The organism is Enterobacter sp. UPMP701 (assembly GCF_053709515.1).
Genome location: NZ_JBSKJN010000001.1, coordinates 366,416 through 382,007, shown reverse-complemented (window position 1 = coordinate 382,007; position 15,592 = coordinate 366,416). Strand labels below are relative to the sequence as shown.

Sequence of the window (15,592 nt, the reverse complement as noted above, 5' to 3'; positions counted from 1 at the left end):
ATCCTAAAGAGAAGTGTATCGCAGCGCTATCCCTCTGTCACCTGGCGGGTTGCGGATGATCGCGACGATAGAGCGTCCATTCGTCGATCACTTCGCCACCGGGCAGTTTGCACTCGGTACGGACACCCTGTGGGCTTTGAACAGGGATCTGTTCCCCGCCTTTTTCCAGGCAGTAAACGGAAGCCGGGTTCGCCATTCCCACGGCATGCGGTGGTTTAGGCGCATCCGGTGGCGTTGTTTTTGCGGAGCAGGCCACCAGCGGGAGCGCCAGCGCAAGAAGCAGAACTCTCATCTCATTGATCCTTTTGACATCATCTTTGCCTAAGGGTAACGGCTCGCCGCCACTTTCTCCATGATTTCTCCATTTTAACTGCACTTTTTACCGCTAACGTGTTGTCTGTTCTCGATTTGACCAGAGAACATCATTCCGTAATCAAGATGTCTTTGCCCCGGCCTCAACGTCGGGGCTTTTTTTCCCGCCCGCCCCTCTTCCCTCTGCGTATATTAAATTTCCCCTATTCATGTTTTACTATGCCCGAAGTCTAAAAATTCAGCATACATGCAGATGCAGACGTCTTCTGCGTGGGAGTCAATCTACGTCATGTCGGATATTATCCTTGCCCGTGTTTCAGAAACCCTCGCCACTGAACAATCCCTGGAAAGTCTCGTTCGTCAGCTGCTGGAAATGCTGGAGATCGTCACCGACATGGAGTCGACCTACCTGACGAAGGTGGATATCAAAGCACGGCTGCAGCACATCCTCTATGCCCGAAACAGCAAGCAGATGACGATCCCGGAAGGGCTGAGCGTGCCGTGGGATGAGACGCTGTGTAAGCGCGCGCTGGATAGCGAAACCTTATTCAGTAACGATGTTCCCGAACGCTGGCCGGAGTGCGAAGCGGCTAAAGCGCTCGGCATTACCACTTACATGAGCATCCCTGTCCATCTTGCTGACGGTTCGCTTTACGGCACGCTCTGCGCCACCAGCACGGCAAAAAAACCGCTCAGCGCGCGCGGCGAACAGATGTTAAAACTCTTCGCCGGGTTGATTAGTCAGTACATTCAGAAAGAGTCTCTGGTGGCTCAGCTCCGTGAAGCCAATGCAGCGCTTATCGCGCACTCCTACACGGATGCTCTTACAGGGTTACCCAACCGTCGCGCCATTTTTGAAGATCTGACCACCCTGTTTTCACTGGCGCGACACCTGAAACGTAACGCCATCATCGCGTTTATCGACCTGGATGATTTTAAACTGATTAACGATCGATACGGGCATGAAGCAGGCGATCGGTTCCTGATTGAAGTGGGCAAGCGTTTGACCGCCGAAAAACAGCAGGACGATATCATCGGCCGGCTGGGCGGCGATGAGTTTCTGGTGGCCTCGCTGAGTAATACCAACCATGAGGAGCAAATAAATCTGCTCAGAACGCGTCTCAGCGCCCGTATTGCGGGGGAATACTGGCTGGGTAGCGTCAACATCATCTATCCTGGTGCCAGCCTCGGCGTGATCGAAGTGGACCCTGGCGTAACGGATCCAGACAGCGCGTTACGCGCCGCGGACGTCGCGATGTATCAGGAGAAAAAAGGAAAAAGCAAAACACGCTTTCTCACTTTGGATTAACCCCGTACACTCTACGGCGTTACAGAAACCGAAACAGGTGATGATATGAGAATAGGGATCCTCTTCCCGGTGGTTATTTTTATAACGGCGGTGGCTTTTCTGGCGTGGTTTTTTGTCGGTGGTTACGCTGCACCGGGAGCATAAATGAGAAAAACGACGCTCGTGATGTTGATCGTTGCCGTCGTGGCGTTTGCCGGCACGCAGCCTGGCTGGTGGTAACCCCCACTACGTAAAAAGGCCGCCATCTGGCAGCCTTTTTTAACGCTTCAGGTTTTAGCTTTTGATCTTTCTGTAGATAAACAGCACAACCAGCGCGCCGATCACCGCGACCGCGAAACTGCCGAAGTTAAAGCCATCGACCTTACCAAAACCGAACAGCGTACTGATCCAGCCGCCGACTACCGCGCCGACAATACCCAGTATTATGGTGACGATAAACCCACCGCCATCTTTGCCCGGCATGATCCACTTCGCCAGAATACCCGCAATAAGCCCAAAGATAATCCAGGATAAAATTCCCATAACTTTCCTCTCTGTATGGTTTTTGTCATTAAATCAACGACACAAAAAAGGATAGCACAGGATCTGAGAAAGGAAATTTGTGATTCCCCTCACAGAGAGAGTCTGCGCATTTCTTCATCAAAAGCCTTCCACATGAAATGTGGGGTTGCATCTTTTGTTGAGAAAGATTATCTTTCTCAACACTGAATAGTTGAGTAAAACACTCAGGTATTCAGTACGACATTGCTCACATTGCTTCCAGTATTTCTTGCCCACTTTTGAGTGGGCTTTTTTTTGCTCATACCCCTACAAAAGCGTAACGATTACGCCCGGCGCGTTTGGCCTGGTAGAGCGCCTGGTCGGCGGCAATAATGATATCCTGCTGACTCCCTGCAATGTCGACAGCACGCGCGGTTGAAACCCCGATGCTTACCGTAACGCGCCCGAAGGGGCTAAAAGCGTGTTCAATTTGCCGGGAAAAAACAGTGCGAATAATCGTCTGCGCAAGGCGGAGCGCCTCCTGGATATCCGTTTCCGGCAATATCAGCGCAAACTCTTCCCCGCCATATCGCGCCACAAGCTGATTGTCGCGGGTGATGCTCTCCCTGAGCGTATTACCCAGTACCGCGAGACACCGGTCCCCTTCAGGATGACCGTAGTTATCGTTGTATTTTTTGAAGTAATCCACATCCACAATCAGCATTGATATCGGCGCGTCATCTGCGGCGCAACGCGCGATGTCCGAGAGGATTTTTTCATCAAAGGTGCGACGGTTATAAAGCCCGGTCAGCGCATCCTCAGACGCAATAATCTTCAGCGCGTTATTATCCCGCGTTTTTCTGGAGAGGTCGGAATAGAGGAAGTACGACGCCACAATGAGTATTGCGGTAAAAACGAAAATGAGTACGGCGAGCTGAATCGCCTGCTTGCGCCAGGGTGAAAGAGCTTCATCAATGCTGACGGCAACCGTGGTGACCAGTCCGTAGCGTCTGTTTTTCTCATAGGCGTAAATGCGCTCGATTTTATCGAACCGGGAGACGGAGCTGGCTATCCCCGTATTTTGTACCTTTAGGTATTTCCTGAAGAGAGGTGAATCAGAAAAAATCGTGCCGATATAGGTATTTTTAAAGGGATGGCGAACCAGCAGCACGCCTGACTGTGTCGTTAAGCCAATCACGCCTGAGTGACCGATATTAATTTGTCCGTAGAGCGCCAGAAAATTCTCGATACCCAGCGTCACCACCACGACACCGTTAAATGCGCCGGTCGGCGTTTCAAGGCGCCGGCTAATGGTTATGACCCATTTACCGTTGGTTCTGCTGACAACGGGCTCACCAATAAAAATCTGCTGGCTTTTATTTTCCTGATGATAAACAAAAAAAGACCTGTCGGAACCTTTTCGCGGACCCGCAAACGTTTCATGCAATGCGGTGAAGATATCTCCATGCGCATCGTAAACAACCACATTATTAATCTGGGAAAGAAGATTATCCTGATTGCTTATCATCCGCTGAATATTGGGCGCCTGCTGCGGGGTCATGCCATAAATTTCGATTATGTCGGAAACGGTAGCAATAAGCATTTCGCTCTGGCGCATGATCCCCTCAGTGTAGACATCCAGGGTATGGCTGAGGTTAGCAACGCTGGTATTAATTTGCTGGATTGACTGCTGTCGGGACGTGGCAATCTGGACGGCAAGCGACAGCGAAATAATCAATGAGACAATGATGACGGTAATGGTTGTTGTGTAAAAAGTATTTTTCACATGCACGAGCTTTTCCACCTTATCACGCCTGATATCCCTGGCTGACAACTCTCGTCACTGTAACAAAGCTCAGGTTAAGAGGAAAATGAATTGCACTTAAGCGTAACGGCTGCCGTTATTATCAGGCTTGTAGCTTGCCCTGCCTGTGTTAAGATTTGTGGAATCAGGGAGCGGACAGGGTATCTGGAAAATGAAAAAAATCATTGCCGTTGCTATCGTTTCAACGCTTCTGGTCCTCCTGTCTCTTTATGCGATCAATGCTGCCATCGTGAGTCAGCAAAAAATCAAACAACGAGAGATTTCACATACCCTTTTACATTATTCCGAAAGTTTGTCCCAAAACGTGGCGCAGTCTCTTAAAAGCATGACCACCCAGGGATGCGACAGAGCCAGTCTCGATCGTTACCGGCTGATTAAACTTGAAAGCCTCTATTTTGCAGATATCGGTTTTATTGAAAATGGAAAAATAGCCTGCACTGCTTTTTGGGGAAAACTCGCGACCCCAGTCCCCCTTCCAGCGGAACTCCATAAAACGCCCAGAGGATTCCTGCTGGCGCAATTTTCCAGAAAAGATTTTTTTACTGGCAACGCGGCCATCTATAATAATCTTATTATCTTCACTTCCCGCTATGCTTACGATAAATTCACCCCGATTACGGCAAGCTATTCACTCAGCACTACTACCAAAGACTTTGGACGAACTTTTTTTTCGGCTACGCCTGAGTTAAAACAGCAGAGCTGGTTACCTGCCTCGTTGTTTACCCTTACCTACACACAGTGCAGCGGCGTCTGGGATTTGTGCGTTATAGTGAAGCATCACAACGCAGGACTGGCCGCGTTATCTCCAGCTGTGCTTATCATTCTCGCGGTCATTTTATATTTCATCTGGATTGCGATAACGCTATTTTTCTTTCGCATCAATGAGGATCGGTTCTCACTGGAGAGGACGCTGGTCAAAGCCGTTATTACCAACACCATTGCCGTTCACTACCAGCCCATTGTCCGGGTTCAGGATAAAAAAATCGTTGGGGTGGAAGTTCTGTCGAGATGGCGCGATCCAAAGCACGGTGACGTCTCACCGGAGCTGTTTATTCCATTGATTAAGAAGATCGGCCTGTATAAAAAATATTATAGTAACATCCTTGAAAAATCGCTTTCAGACATTGCCCCACTGGCCATTAAGCATCAGTTGGTTGTTTCACTTAACGTTGGCCGTACGGAAATTGAAGACGGACAGTTTATTCGCATTTTACGCAATGGCTGTTTGGCCAATCACATTCCCCTTTCGCTGATAAAAGTTGAGCTTTCTGAAAAGGCGGTATCCGCGGCGAATATCCTGGAGGAGTTCTGCCGGGAATTAAAATCGCTAGGTGTGAAAATATCCATTGATGACTTCGGCGTGCAAAACTCGAACCTGGCCAGACTGTCGCTTCTTGAATATGATGAAATCAAAATCGACAAGTCGCTGGTCGATGGCATCAGCGAGCATTATAAACAGAATATATTCGTCATTTTTAGCGACGCTCTGGCTAAGCTGAATAAAACCCTTGTTTTCGAAGGGGTTGAAAGTGAAATACAGTATCGCTTTATTGCTGAGAGATATCCCGACGCTTTTGTTCAGGGTTGGTATTTCTCAAAATCCGTCACCCGCAGCGGGCTGGCGAAGCTGCTTGTTGGCGTAGCGCGGTAGAGCGGGATGTCAGGTAGCGTGATGCTAAGCAGTATCGCATAGCATCATCTTTTTGCGGCAGGCTACTCGTTTCCCCACTGATTAAGGAAATTCGCAATATCATCAATACGTTCGGCAAGAACCCCGGCTTCACGCGCCATCTCTTGCTGGGCGTCCTCACCAATCTCTTCATTATTCGATAAACGCGTAAGCAGCAGCTGGAAATAATGCGCCAGCGCGTCGTGTTCTGACTCGCTCACGGACTGCTCGGTTTCCGTCACGTACTCATCGACGATGTCATAATATTTCAGTGGGATATCGTTGTTCATAACAGTCTCTTATCTGACCTGTAAGGGTTAAGCCATAAGTATATCGGACGACACACGCCGACCATAGCACTGCTTCAGATAAGCAGCGCAAGAAGAGCAGCGAGGGCCGGGATGGCCTGCACGTATAAAATTTTTCTGCTGGCAGTCGCTGCGCCAAAGAGTCCGGCAACCAGCACGCAGACGAGGAAGAAGATGGCGACGTGGATCCCTTGTTCACCAAGCCAGAGGCTCCAGAGCAGGCCCGCCGCCAGGAACCCGTTGTACAGCCCCTGATTCGCGGCCAGCACGCGAGTTTCGCGCGCAAACTCAGGGCTGAGATTAAACGCCTTATGCCCCGTTCTGGTGTTCCACAGGAACATTTCCAGCACAAGAATATAGAGATGAATTAACGCAACGACAACGATAAGGACAGTGGCTAACATCGTGCTGTCTCCCGCAGGCAGAGGCAAAAAAAACGGGAACCATCTGGCCCCCGTTACTGATTAACCCAGAGTCTGGATTACATGTTCGCGATAATCGCGTCGCCAAACTCTGAACATTTCAGCAGTTTAGCGCCTTCCATCAGACGTTCGAAATCGTAAGTTACGGTTTTCGCGTTGATCGCGCCTTCCATACCTTTGACGATCAGGTCTGCGGCTTCGAACCATTCCATATGACGCAGCATCATCTCTGCGGACAGGATGATAGAGCCCGGGTTCACTTTGTCCTGGCCTGCGTATTTAGGCGCAGTACCGTGGGTCGCTTCGAACAGCGCGCACTCGTCACCGATGTTCGCGCCAGGGGCGATACCGATACCGCCAACCTGTGCTGCCAGGGCGTCAGAGATGTAGTCACCGTTCAGGTTCATACAGGCGATCACGTCATATTCAGCAGGGCGCAGCAGGATCTGCTGCAGGAATGCATCGGCGATCACATCTTTAATGATGATCTCTTTGCCGGTGTTCGGGTTCTTGATCTTCTGCCATGGGCCGCCGTCGATCAGCTCACCGCCGAACTCTTCGGTCGCCAGCTGGTAACCCCAGTCTTTGAACGCGCCTTCGGTGAACTTCATGATGTTGCCCTTGTGAACCAGGGTCACAGAGTCACGGTCGTTAGTGATAGCGTATTCGATGGCCGCACGCACCAGGCGCTTGGTCCCTTCTTCAGAGCACGGCTTGATGCCAATACCACAATGCTCAGGGAAGCGAATTTTCTTCACGCCCATCTCTTCACGCAGGAATTTAATCACTTTTTCTGCGTCAGCAGAGTCCGCTTTCCATTCGATACCCGCGTAGATGTCTTCTGAGTTTTCGCGGAAAATAACCATGTCGGTCAGTTCAGGGTGCTTAACCGGGCTTGGGGTGCCCTGATAGTAACGAACCGGACGCAGACACACGTACAGGTCCAGCTCCTGACGCAGTGCCACGTTCAGGGAACGGATACCGCCGCCAACTGGCGTCGTCAGTGGGCCTTTAATAGCAACGCGGTAGTCGCGGATCAGGTCCAGCGTTTCTGCTGGCAGCCAGACGTCCTGGCCATAAACTTGAGTAGATTTCTCACCGGTGTAAATTTCCATCCAGGAAATTTTACGCTCGCCTTTGTAGGCTTTCTCAACAGCGGCATCAACCACTTTCAGCATTGCCGGGGTAACGTCTACACCGATGCCGTCACCTTCGATGAACGGGATAATCGGATTGTGAGGAACGTTAATCTTGCCGTTTTGCAGGGTGATCTTTTTACCTTCCGCCGGAACAACTACTTTGCTTTCCATTAACCTCTCCTTCGAGCGCTTCTGGTTGTTACTGATCTTATGTTAATAAATTGTAATGAGCCCTTCGATAGTACCTGATTGTCCTGCGCCATGAAAGGTCTTCGTTATTAGGCTATAATGCGGCAATTGATAACGCCTGAAAATACCATGAAGAAAACTTCTTTTACAAAACACCGGGTTGAGCGATTCAGCTCGCGACAAGCCACCAGAAGACCCCAGCAAACCCAGCCTAAGCGGGTTATTTTGTTCAATAAACCCTACGATGTTTTGCCGCAGTTCACCGATGAGGCCGGACGCAGCACGCTGAAGGACTACATTCCTGTTCAGGGAGTCTACGCAGCCGGGCGTCTGGACCGCGACAGCGAAGGCCTTCTGGTCTTAACCAACGACGGAGCCCTGCAGGCGAAGCTGACGCAGCCGGGCAAACGCACCGGCAAAATTTACTTCGTGCAGGTCGAAGGCGAGCCGGATGAAGAGACGCTGGCGAAGCTGCGCAGCGGCGTGACGCTGAACGATGGCCCCACCCTGCCCGCCGGTATTGAACGCGTGAATGAGCCCGAGTGGCTGTGGCCGCGTAACCCGCCCATTCGCGAGCGCAAATCCATTCCGACAAGCTGGCTCAAAATCACCCTGTATGAAGGCCGCAACCGCCAGGTTCGCCGCATGACGGCGCACGTCGGCTTCCCTACTCTGCGTCTGATTCGCTACGCCATGGGCAACTACACGCTGGAAACGCTGGCAAACGGCGAATGGCGCGACGTTGCCCCTTAAGGAGAAACGATGTTTAAACCCCATGTCACCGTCGCCTGCGTGGTTCACGCGCAGGGTAAATTCCTTGTTGTCGAAGAGAGCATCAACGGCAAGGCGCTGTGGAATCAGCCTGCCGGGCATCTTGAAGCCAATGAGACCTTGCTGCAGGCAGCAAAACGCGAGCTGTGGGAAGAGACCGGCATTCGTGCTGAGCCCCGGTCCTTCATCCGTATGCACCAGTGGATTGCCCCTGACAGCACCCCATTCCTGCGCTTTTTATTCGCCGTTGAGCTTAGCGAAACGTGCGCCACTGAACCGCACGATGACGATATCGATCGCTGCCTCTGGGTGACCGCCGAAGAGATCCTGAGCGCGCCAAACCTGCGCTCGCCGCTGGTTGCCGAAAGCATTCGCTGCTGGCAGTCAGGCGCACGCCTGCCGCTGGATGTCATCGGAGAATTTAACTGGCCGTTTACAGAGGGTGTCAACGGTGGGGGGGCGTGATAGAATACGCCGCCTTGAAGTTCAATGTCGTGAGTATTCCATGTCAGATAACAGCCAGAAAAAAGTGATCGTCGGCATGTCCGGCGGTGTCGATTCCTCCGTTTCCGCCTACCTGTTGCAGCAACAGGGCTATAAGGTGGAGGGCCTGTTCATGAAGAACTGGGAGGAAGACGATGGCGAGGAATATTGCACTGCCGCAGCGGATCTCGCCGACGCGCAGGCCGTATGCGACAAGCTCGGCATTGAACTGCACACCGTTAACTTTGCCGCAGAATACTGGGACAACGTCTTTGAACTGTTCCTGGAAGAGTACAAAGCGGGCCGCACGCCGAACCCGGATATTCTGTGCAACAAAGAGATCAAATTTAAAGCCTTCCTGGAATTCGCCGCGGAAGATCTGGGCGCTGACTACATTGCGACCGGTCACTACGTGCGCCGTGCGGACGTGAATGGCAAAAGCCAGCTGCTGCGCGGTCTGGACGGCAACAAAGATCAGAGCTACTTCCTTTATACGCTGAGCCACGAACAGATTGCGCAAAGCCTGTTCCCGGTCGGCGAGCTGGAAAAGCCGCAGGTGCGTAAAATTGCCGAAGAGCTGGACCTGATCACCGCAAAGAAAAAAGATTCCACCGGCATCTGCTTCATTGGCGAGCGCAAATTCCGCGACTTCCTGGGCCGCTACCTGCCCGCGCAGCCGGGTAAAATTGTCACCGTCGATGGCGATGAAATTGGTCAGCATCAGGGGCTGATGTACCACACCTTAGGCCAGCGTAAAGGCCTGGGTATCGGCGGAACCAAAGAAGGCAGCGAAGATCCGTGGTACGTGGTCGACAAAGATGTCGAAAACAATATTCTGGTTGTCGCTCAGGGGCACGATCATCCGCGTCTGATGTCCGTTGGACTTATCGCGCAACAGCTGCACTGGGTCGACCGTGAGCCGCTGAAAGGTACGCTGCGTTGCACGGTGAAAACGCGCTACCGTCAGACCGATATTCCTTGCACCATTACTGCGCTCAATGACGATCGCATTGACGTCCGTTTCGACGAGCCGGTTGCCGCCGTCACTCCGGGCCAGTCTGCCGTCTTCTACAGCGGCGAAATCTGCCTGGGCGGCGGGATCATTGAACAGCGCCTGCCGCTGCCCGCTGTTTAACCGATTGCACACATAAAGGAGACCGTGTGGCGAAGAATTACTATGACATCACCCTGGCGCTGGCAGGAATTTGCCAGTCTGCCCGTCTGGTGCAACAGCTGGCGCATCAGGGTCATTGCGACGCTGACGCCCTGCACGTTTCGCTGAACAGCGTTATCGATCTCAACCCCGGCTCCACGCTGGGGGTGTTCGGCGGCAGTGAAACCAATCTTCGTCTCGGTCTTGAAACCCTGCTTGGGGTGCTTAACGCCAGCAGCCGCCAGGGGTTAAACGCGGAGCTGACCCGCTACACGCTGAGCCTGATGGTGCTTGAACGTAAGCTGAGTGCCGCAAAAGGCGCGCTCAATACGCTGGGGGATCGCATTGCCGGGCTTCAGCGCCAGCTCGACCATTTTGACCTGCAGTCCGAAACGCTGCTGAGCGCCATGGCGGGTATTTACGTTGACGTCATCAGCCCGCTGGGCCCGCGTATTCAGGTCACCGGTTCCCCTGCCGTACTGCAAAGCCCGCAGGTGCAGGCAAAGGTTCGTGCTTCCCTGCTGGCAGGGATCCGCGCCGCCGTGCTGTGGCATCAGGTCGGCGGCGGTCGCCTGCAGTTAATGTTTTCTCGTAATCGCCTGACCACTCAGGCAAAACAAATTCTTGCTCATTGTTAACCTCCCGGAGTTGCGAATTATGGAATTATCCTCACTGACCGCCGTATCCCCTGTCGATGGACGCTACGGCGATAAAGTCAGCGCGCTGCGCGGGATCTTCAGCGAATATGGTTTGCTGAAGTTCCGTGTTCAGGTTGAAGTACGCTGGCTGCAAAAGCTGGCCGCCCAGGCAGCAATCAAGGAAGTTCCTGCTTTTGACGAAAAGGCAAACGATTACCTTGATAAAATCGTTGCTGAGTTTAGCGAAGAAGATGCCGCGCGCATTAAGACCATTGAACGCACCACCAACCACGACGTGAAAGCGGTTGAGTACTTCCTGAAAGAGAAAGTGGAAAGCGTCCCGGCCCTGCATGCGGTATCCGAGTTCATTCACTTCGCCTGTACTTCCGAAGATATCAATAACCTCTCACATGCGCTGATGCTCTCTACCGCGCGTAAAGAGGTGGTGCTGCCGTACTGGCGTAAAATCATCGACGCGGTGAAAGCGCTGTCCGTGGAATACCGTGACATTCCGCTGCTTTCCCGTACTCACGGCCAGCCAGCCACTCCATCCACCATGGGGAAAGAGATGGCGAACGTGGCGTACCGTATGGAGCGTCAGTATCGTCAGCTGGAGCAGGTTGAAATCCTCGGCAAAATCAACGGCGCGGTCGGTAACTATAACGCCCACATCGCCGCTTACCCGGAAGTGGACTGGCACCAGTTCAGCGAAGAGTTCGTGACCTCGCTGGGCATTCAGTGGAACCCGTACACCACCCAGATTGAGCCGCACGACTACATCGCAGAACTGTTTGACTGCATCGCCCGCTTCAACACCATTCTGATCGACTTCGATCGTGACGTGTGGGGCTATATCGCGCTGAACCACTTCAAGCAGAAAACTATCGCCGGTGAAATCGGCTCTTCCACCATGCCGCACAAAGTGAACCCAATCGACTTCGAAAACTCCGAAGGCAACCTGGGCCTGGCAAATGCCGTGCTGCAGCATATGGCGAGCAAATTGCCGGTTTCACGCTGGCAGCGCGACCTGACCGACTCCACCGTGCTGCGTAACCTGGGCGTGGGCATTGGCTACGCGCTAATTGCGTATCAGTCCACCCTGAAGGGCGTGAGCAAGCTGGAAGTGAACCGTGACCGTCTGCTGGACGAGCTGGATCACAACTGGGAAGTGCTGGCAGAGCCGATTCAGACCGTGATGCGCCGCTACGGTATCGAAAAGCCGTACGAGAAGCTGAAAGAACTGACCCGCGGTAAACGCGTTGATGCCGAAGGGATGAAGCAATTTATCGACGGTCTGGCACTGCCGGAAGAAGAGAAAACGCGCCTGAAAGCGATGACCCCGGCGAACTACATTGGCCGCGCCATTACCATGGTCGACGAGCTGAAGTAACACCCCTTCCCCCCTTTCCGCCCGGAAAGGGGGTTGCTTTTCCCCGGTTTACTGAATGTTTATCCCCACAGCAACATAATCAGCGTTAAACTATTCATACTATTTATTCTGGGAGAAAAGATGATGCGCGTACTGGTTGTTGAGGATAACGCATTGCTACGCCACCACCTGAAAGTTCAGCTTCAGGAGATGGGACATCAGGTGGACGATGCGGAAGATGCAAAAGAAGCCGATTATTATCTCAATGAACATCTGCCGGATATCGCCATTGTCGATTTAGGCTTGCCCGATGAAGATGGCCTGTCGTTAATTCGTCGCTGGCGCAGCCATGATGTTTCTCTGCCGGTTCTGGTTCTCACCGCCCGCGAAGGCTGGCAGGACAAAGTTGAAGTGCTCAGCGCCGGTGCGGATGATTACGTCACCAAACCGTTCCATATTGAAGAAGTGGCGGCGCGCATGCAGGCGCTGTTACGTCGCAACAGCGGGCTGGCCTCACAGGTTATCTCTATTCCGCCGTTCCAGGTCGATCTCTCCCGACGCGAGCTCTCCATTAACGATGAAGTGATCAAGCTGACCGCGTTCGAATACACCATCATGGAAACGCTGATCCGCAACAGCGGCAAAGTGGTGAGCAAAGACTCCTTAATGCTCCAGCTCTACCCGGATGCTGAACTGCGCGAGAGTCACACCATTGACGTGCTGATGGGCCGTTTGCGTAAGAAAATTCAGGCGCAGTATCCGCAGGACGTGATCACGACCGTCCGCGGTCAGGGCTATTTGTTTGAATTACGCTAAATGAAACGGATTTTGCGTCACATTCTCCCCCTTTCGCTGCGGGTTCGCTTTTTACTGGCGACGGCCGCGGTGGTGCTGGTGCTGTCTCTCTCCTACGGCATGGTCGCCCTGGTGGGCTACAGCATCAGCTTTGATAAAACGACCTTTCGACTCTTGCGCGGCGAAAGTAATCTTTTTTATACCCTGGCCCAATGGGAAAACAACCAAATCACCGTTGAAATGCCGGAAAACCTGAATCAGCAGAGCCCCACTTTAGCCCTGATTTATAACGAGAAGGGAAAGTTATTGTGGGCGCAGCGCGATATTCCGTGGCTATTCAATAGTATTCGTCCGGAGTGGCTCAAAACCAACGGCCTTCATGAGATTGAAGCCGATCTCAATACCACCAGCACGCTGATCCGTGAAGATCGCTCTCTTCAGCAGAAACTCAATGAAATTCGCGCTGATGATGCCGAAACGGAGATGACGCACTCCGTGGCGATCAATATTTACCCTGCCACAATGAACATGCCGCAGCTGACCATTGTGGTAATCGACACCATTCCGGTTGAGCTAAAACGTTCTTACAGGGTCTGGAGTTGGTTCGTTTATGTTCTGGCTGCCAACCTGCTGCTGGTGATCCCGCTGCTTTGGGTAGCGGCATGGTGGAGCCTGCGGCCCATTGAGTCCCTGGCGCGAGAGGTACGCGAGCTGGAGGAACATCATCGCGAAAAGCTCAATCCGGCAACCACCCGCGAGCTCACCAGCCTGGTGCGCAACCTGAACCGTCTGCTGAAAAGCGAGCGCGAGCGCTATGATAAGTACCGCACTACGCTTACCGACCTCACCCACAGCCTAAAAACGCCGCTCGCCGTGATGCAGAGCACCCTGCGTTCCATGCGTAGCTCAAAGCTGAGCGTCGACGATGCCGAGCCGGTGATGCTGGAACAGATCAGCCGAATCTCCCAGCAAATTGGCTACTACCTGCACCGCGCCAGCATGCGTTCCGGCAGCGCCTTGCTGAGCCGCGAACTGCATCCGGTGGCACCGCTGCTGGATAACCTCACATCGGCCCTCAACAAGGTGTATCAGCGTAAAGGGGTAAACATCAGCCTCGATATTTCGCCTGAGATTAGCTTTGTCGGGGAAAAAAATGACTTTATGGAAGTGATGGGCAACCTGCTGGATAACGCCTGCAAATACTGTCTGGAGTTTGTGGAAGTCTCGGCGCGTCAGACGGACAACGAGTTACACATTATCGTTGAAGATGATGGCCCGGGGATCCCACGTAACAAACGTGATGTTGTGTTCGATCGCGGTCAGCGTGCGGATACGCTACGCCCCGGTCAGGGTGTGGGATTGGCCGTCGCTCGCGAGATTGTTGACCAGTACGACGGAAAAATCGAAACCAGCGAAAGCTTGCTGGGCGGGGCCAGAATGGAAGTGATTTTTGGTCGTCAGCAGCCCACATCGGACGATAGTTAACCCGTTATGTGAAAAATGCGAGGATCTCGCAGCCGGGGGCCTGAGCTTCCGTTATAATCCGTGTCAGTAAGAGCCTGCGGAATAAAAAAATATGGATTATCACTTAACACTTAACTGGCCCGAGTTTATTGAACGTTACTGGCAAAAGCGCCCGGTGGTTCTGAAACGCGGGTTCAGCAACTTTGTCGACCCTATCTCGCCTGACGAACTGGCCGGTCTGGCCATGGAAAACGAAGTCGACAGCCGCCTGGTCAGCCACCAGGACGGGAAATGGCAGGTCAGCCACGGTCCTTTCGAAAGCTACGATCATCTCGGCGAAAGTAACTGGTCGCTGCTGGTGCAGGCGGTTAACCACTGGCACGAACCGACTGCCGCCTTAATGCGCCCGTTCCGTGCCCTGCCCGACTGGCGCATGGACGATCTGATGATCTCCTTCTCCGTGCCGGGTGGCGGCGTCGGTCCACATCTGGATCAGTATGATGTCTTTATCATTCAGGGTACGGGTCGCCGCCGCTGGCGCGTGGGCGAAAAAGTGCCGATGAAACAGCACTGTCCGCATCCTGACCTGCTTCAGGTAGATCCGTTTGAAGGGATCATCGATGAAGAACTTGAGCCGGGCGATATTCTCTACATTCCGCCAGGATTCCCGCACGAAGGTTATTCCCTGGAGAACTCACTCAACTATTCGGTTGGGTTCCGCGCGCCGAGCGGACGCGAGATGATCAGCGGCTTTGCTGACTACGTCCTGCAGCGCGAGCTGGGCAGCTATCGCTACAGCGATCCGGATGTCCCTGCGCGCGAACATCCTGCGGATATTCTGCCAGAGGAACTCGATAAACTGCGCGGCATGATGCTGGATCTGATTAACGAACCGGAGCATTTCAGACAGTGGTTTGGCGAGTTTGTTAGCCAGTCGCGCCATGAGCTGGACGTTGCGCCGCCGGAGCCGCCTTATCAGGCTGACGAGATCTACGACGCGCTCCAGCAGGGCGATAAGCTCGTACGTCTGGGCGGATTACGCGTGCTGCGCATTGGTGAAGAGGTCTTCGTCAACGGCGAGAAGCTGGACTCACCGCACCGTCCGGCGCTGGAAGCCATTGCCAGCCATTTGGTACTGACGGCCGAAACCTTTGGCGACGCGCTGGAAGATCCTTCTTTCCTCGCGATGCTGGCCGCGCTGGTCAACAGCGGGTATTGGTTCTTTGAGGACTGAGTTGTGACAATGCCCGGTGGCGCTGCGCCACC

At 53.1% G+C, this 15,592-nt stretch carries 17 protein-coding genes; 11 read left to right on the top strand and 6 right to left on the bottom strand.

What is annotated here, in order from left to right:
• Positions 1 to 37: 37 nt before the first annotated feature.
• Positions 38 to 292 carry a putative hemolysin gene (locus ACWKXT_RS01830; RefSeq protein ID WP_454527142.1) on the bottom strand — a complete coding sequence of 85 codons (255 nt, stop codon included), beginning with the start codon at positions 290 to 292 and terminating at the stop codon, positions 38 to 40.
• A 309-nt stretch (positions 293 to 601) separates the two neighbouring features.
• Between ACWKXT_RS01830 and ACWKXT_RS01825 the strand changes: the two genes are divergently transcribed.
• Positions 602 to 1,621, top strand: coding sequence for a sensor domain-containing diguanylate cyclase (locus ACWKXT_RS01825; protein WP_454531894.1), 1,020 nt, complete (start codon positions 602 to 604; stop codon positions 1,619 to 1,621).
• Positions 1,622 to 1,666: 45 nt separating this feature from the next.
• Positions 1,667 to 1,765 (top strand): YoaK family small membrane protein, encoded by a 99-nt coding sequence (locus ACWKXT_RS01820; RefSeq protein WP_041162541.1) that lies wholly within the window; start codon positions 1,667 to 1,669, stop codon positions 1,763 to 1,765.
• 129 nt (positions 1,766 to 1,894) lie between these two features.
• Here ACWKXT_RS01820 and ACWKXT_RS01815 read toward each other — a convergent pair whose 3' ends face one another.
• Both ACWKXT_RS01815 and ACWKXT_RS01810 read right to left on the bottom strand, forming a co-directional pair.
• A complete protein-coding gene (locus ACWKXT_RS01815; RefSeq protein ID WP_028012758.1) occupies positions 1,895 to 2,143 on the bottom strand; it encodes a GlsB/YeaQ/YmgE family stress response membrane protein in 249 nt (82 codons plus the stop codon).
• A 277-nt stretch (positions 2,144 to 2,420) separates the two neighbouring features.
• A complete protein-coding gene (locus tag ACWKXT_RS01810; protein WP_454527143.1) occupies positions 2,421 to 3,905 on the bottom strand; it encodes a sensor domain-containing diguanylate cyclase in 1,485 nt (494 codons plus the stop codon).
• A 172-nt stretch (positions 3,906 to 4,077) separates the two neighbouring features.
• Here ACWKXT_RS01810 and ACWKXT_RS01805 point away from each other — a divergent pair, with 172 nt between their 5' ends.
• Positions 4,078 to 5,577: an EAL domain-containing protein gene (locus ACWKXT_RS01805; protein WP_454527144.1), complete on the top strand. Its 1,500-nt coding sequence runs from the start codon at positions 4,078 to 4,080 to the stop codon at positions 5,575 to 5,577.
• A 62-nt stretch (positions 5,578 to 5,639) separates the two neighbouring features.
• Here the strand turns inward: ACWKXT_RS01805 and ACWKXT_RS01800 are convergent, their stop codons facing one another.
• The 3 genes from ACWKXT_RS01800 to icd all read right to left on the bottom strand — a co-directional run bounded on the left by ACWKXT_RS01800 (position 5,640) and on the right by icd (position 7,635).
• Positions 5,640 to 5,885 (bottom strand): DUF2543 family protein, encoded by a 246-nt coding sequence (locus tag ACWKXT_RS01800; RefSeq protein ID WP_080327486.1) that lies wholly within the window; start codon positions 5,883 to 5,885, stop codon positions 5,640 to 5,642.
• Between the two features lie 74 nt (positions 5,886 to 5,959).
• The gene (locus tag ACWKXT_RS01795; RefSeq protein WP_454527145.1) at positions 5,960 to 6,307 is read right to left on the bottom strand and encodes a DUF1304 domain-containing protein; all 348 of its coding nucleotides are present in this window, start codon (positions 6,305 to 6,307) and stop codon (positions 5,960 to 5,962) included.
• Positions 6,308 to 6,384: 77 nt separating this feature from the next.
• Entirely contained in the window at positions 6,385 to 7,635 is a 1,251-nt protein-coding gene (icd, locus tag ACWKXT_RS01790) for an NADP-dependent isocitrate dehydrogenase (RefSeq protein ID WP_003857898.1), read from the bottom strand.
• A 117-nt stretch (positions 7,636 to 7,752) separates the two neighbouring features.
• Here icd and rluE point away from each other — a divergent pair, with 117 nt between their 5' ends.
• The 8 genes from rluE to ACWKXT_RS01750 all read left to right on the top strand — a co-directional run bounded on the left by rluE (position 7,753) and on the right by ACWKXT_RS01750 (position 15,560).
• Entirely contained in the window at positions 7,753 to 8,406 is a 654-nt protein-coding gene (rluE, locus tag ACWKXT_RS01785; RefSeq protein ID WP_454527146.1) for a 23S rRNA pseudouridine(2457) synthase RluE, read from the top strand.
• Positions 8,407 to 8,415: 9 nt separating this feature from the next.
• Positions 8,416 to 8,889, top strand: coding sequence for an NUDIX hydrolase (locus ACWKXT_RS01780; protein ID WP_454531512.1), 474 nt, complete (start codon positions 8,416 to 8,418; stop codon positions 8,887 to 8,889).
• 40 nt (positions 8,890 to 8,929) lie between these two features.
• Positions 8,930 to 10,042, top strand: coding sequence for a tRNA 2-thiouridine(34) synthase MnmA (gene mnmA / locus ACWKXT_RS01775; RefSeq protein ID WP_454527148.1), 1,113 nt, complete (start codon positions 8,930 to 8,932; stop codon positions 10,040 to 10,042).
• A gap of 26 nt (positions 10,043 to 10,068) precedes the next feature.
• On the top strand, positions 10,069 to 10,698 hold the full coding sequence (gene hflD, locus ACWKXT_RS01770; protein WP_013097081.1) for a high frequency lysogenization protein HflD: 630 nt from the start codon (positions 10,069 to 10,071) through the stop codon (positions 10,696 to 10,698).
• 19 nt (positions 10,699 to 10,717) lie between these two features.
• A complete protein-coding gene (gene purB, locus ACWKXT_RS01765) occupies positions 10,718 to 12,088 on the top strand; it encodes an adenylosuccinate lyase (protein WP_014883421.1) in 1,371 nt (456 codons plus the stop codon).
• A 123-nt stretch (positions 12,089 to 12,211) separates the two neighbouring features.
• Positions 12,212 to 12,883, top strand: coding sequence for a two-component system response regulator PhoP (phoP, locus tag ACWKXT_RS01760; RefSeq protein ID WP_025911763.1), 672 nt, complete (start codon positions 12,212 to 12,214; stop codon positions 12,881 to 12,883).
• Positions 12,884 to 14,347: a two-component system sensor histidine kinase PhoQ gene (phoQ, locus tag ACWKXT_RS01755; RefSeq protein WP_454527149.1), complete on the top strand. Its 1,464-nt coding sequence runs from the start codon at positions 12,884 to 12,886 to the stop codon at positions 14,345 to 14,347.
• A 91-nt stretch (positions 14,348 to 14,438) separates the two neighbouring features.
• Positions 14,439 to 15,560, top strand: coding sequence for a ribosomal protein uL16 3-hydroxylase (locus tag ACWKXT_RS01750; RefSeq protein ID WP_454527150.1), 1,122 nt, complete (start codon positions 14,439 to 14,441; stop codon positions 15,558 to 15,560).
• Positions 15,561 to 15,592 lie beyond the last annotated feature (32 nt).

Bases quoted from the DNA above. Each gene is read 5' to 3' on its own strand.
- ACWKXT_RS01750 (WP_454527150.1), top strand. From the start codon at position 14,439: ATGGATTATCACTTAACACTTAACTGGCCCGAGTTTATTGAACGTTAC.
- icd (WP_003857898.1), bottom strand. From the start codon at position 7,635: ATGGAAAGCAAAGTAGTTGTTCCGGCGGAAGGTAAAAAGATCACCCTG.
- ACWKXT_RS01815 (WP_028012758.1), bottom strand. From the start codon at position 2,143: ATGGGAATTTTATCCTGGATTATCTTTGGGCTTATTGCGGGTATTCTG.
- ACWKXT_RS01820 (WP_041162541.1), top strand. From the start codon at position 1,667: ATGAGAATAGGGATCCTCTTCCCGGTGGTTATTTTTATAACGGCGGTG.
- mnmA (WP_454527148.1), top strand. From the start codon at position 8,930: ATGTCAGATAACAGCCAGAAAAAAGTGATCGTCGGCATGTCCGGCGGT.
- ACWKXT_RS01825 (WP_454531894.1), top strand. From the start codon at position 602: ATGTCGGATATTATCCTTGCCCGTGTTTCAGAAACCCTCGCCACTGAA.
- phoQ (WP_454527149.1), top strand. From the start codon at position 12,884: ATGAAACGGATTTTGCGTCACATTCTCCCCCTTTCGCTGCGGGTTCGC.
- rluE (WP_454527146.1), top strand. From the start codon at position 7,753: ATGCGGCAATTGATAACGCCTGAAAATACCATGAAGAAAACTTCTTTT.
- purB (WP_014883421.1), top strand. From the start codon at position 10,718: ATGGAATTATCCTCACTGACCGCCGTATCCCCTGTCGATGGACGCTAC.
- ACWKXT_RS01805 (WP_454527144.1), top strand. From the start codon at position 4,078: ATGAAAAAAATCATTGCCGTTGCTATCGTTTCAACGCTTCTGGTCCTC.
- phoP (WP_025911763.1), top strand. From the start codon at position 12,212: ATGCGCGTACTGGTTGTTGAGGATAACGCATTGCTACGCCACCACCTG.
- ACWKXT_RS01830 (WP_454527142.1), bottom strand. From the start codon at position 292: ATGAGAGTTCTGCTTCTTGCGCTGGCGCTCCCGCTGGTGGCCTGCTCC.
- ACWKXT_RS01795 (WP_454527145.1), bottom strand. From the start codon at position 6,307: ATGTTAGCCACTGTCCTTATCGTTGTCGTTGCGTTAATTCATCTCTAT.
- ACWKXT_RS01780 (WP_454531512.1), top strand. From the start codon at position 8,416: ATGTTTAAACCCCATGTCACCGTCGCCTGCGTGGTTCACGCGCAGGGT.
- ACWKXT_RS01800 (WP_080327486.1), bottom strand. From the start codon at position 5,885: ATGAACAACGATATCCCACTGAAATATTATGACATCGTCGATGAGTAC.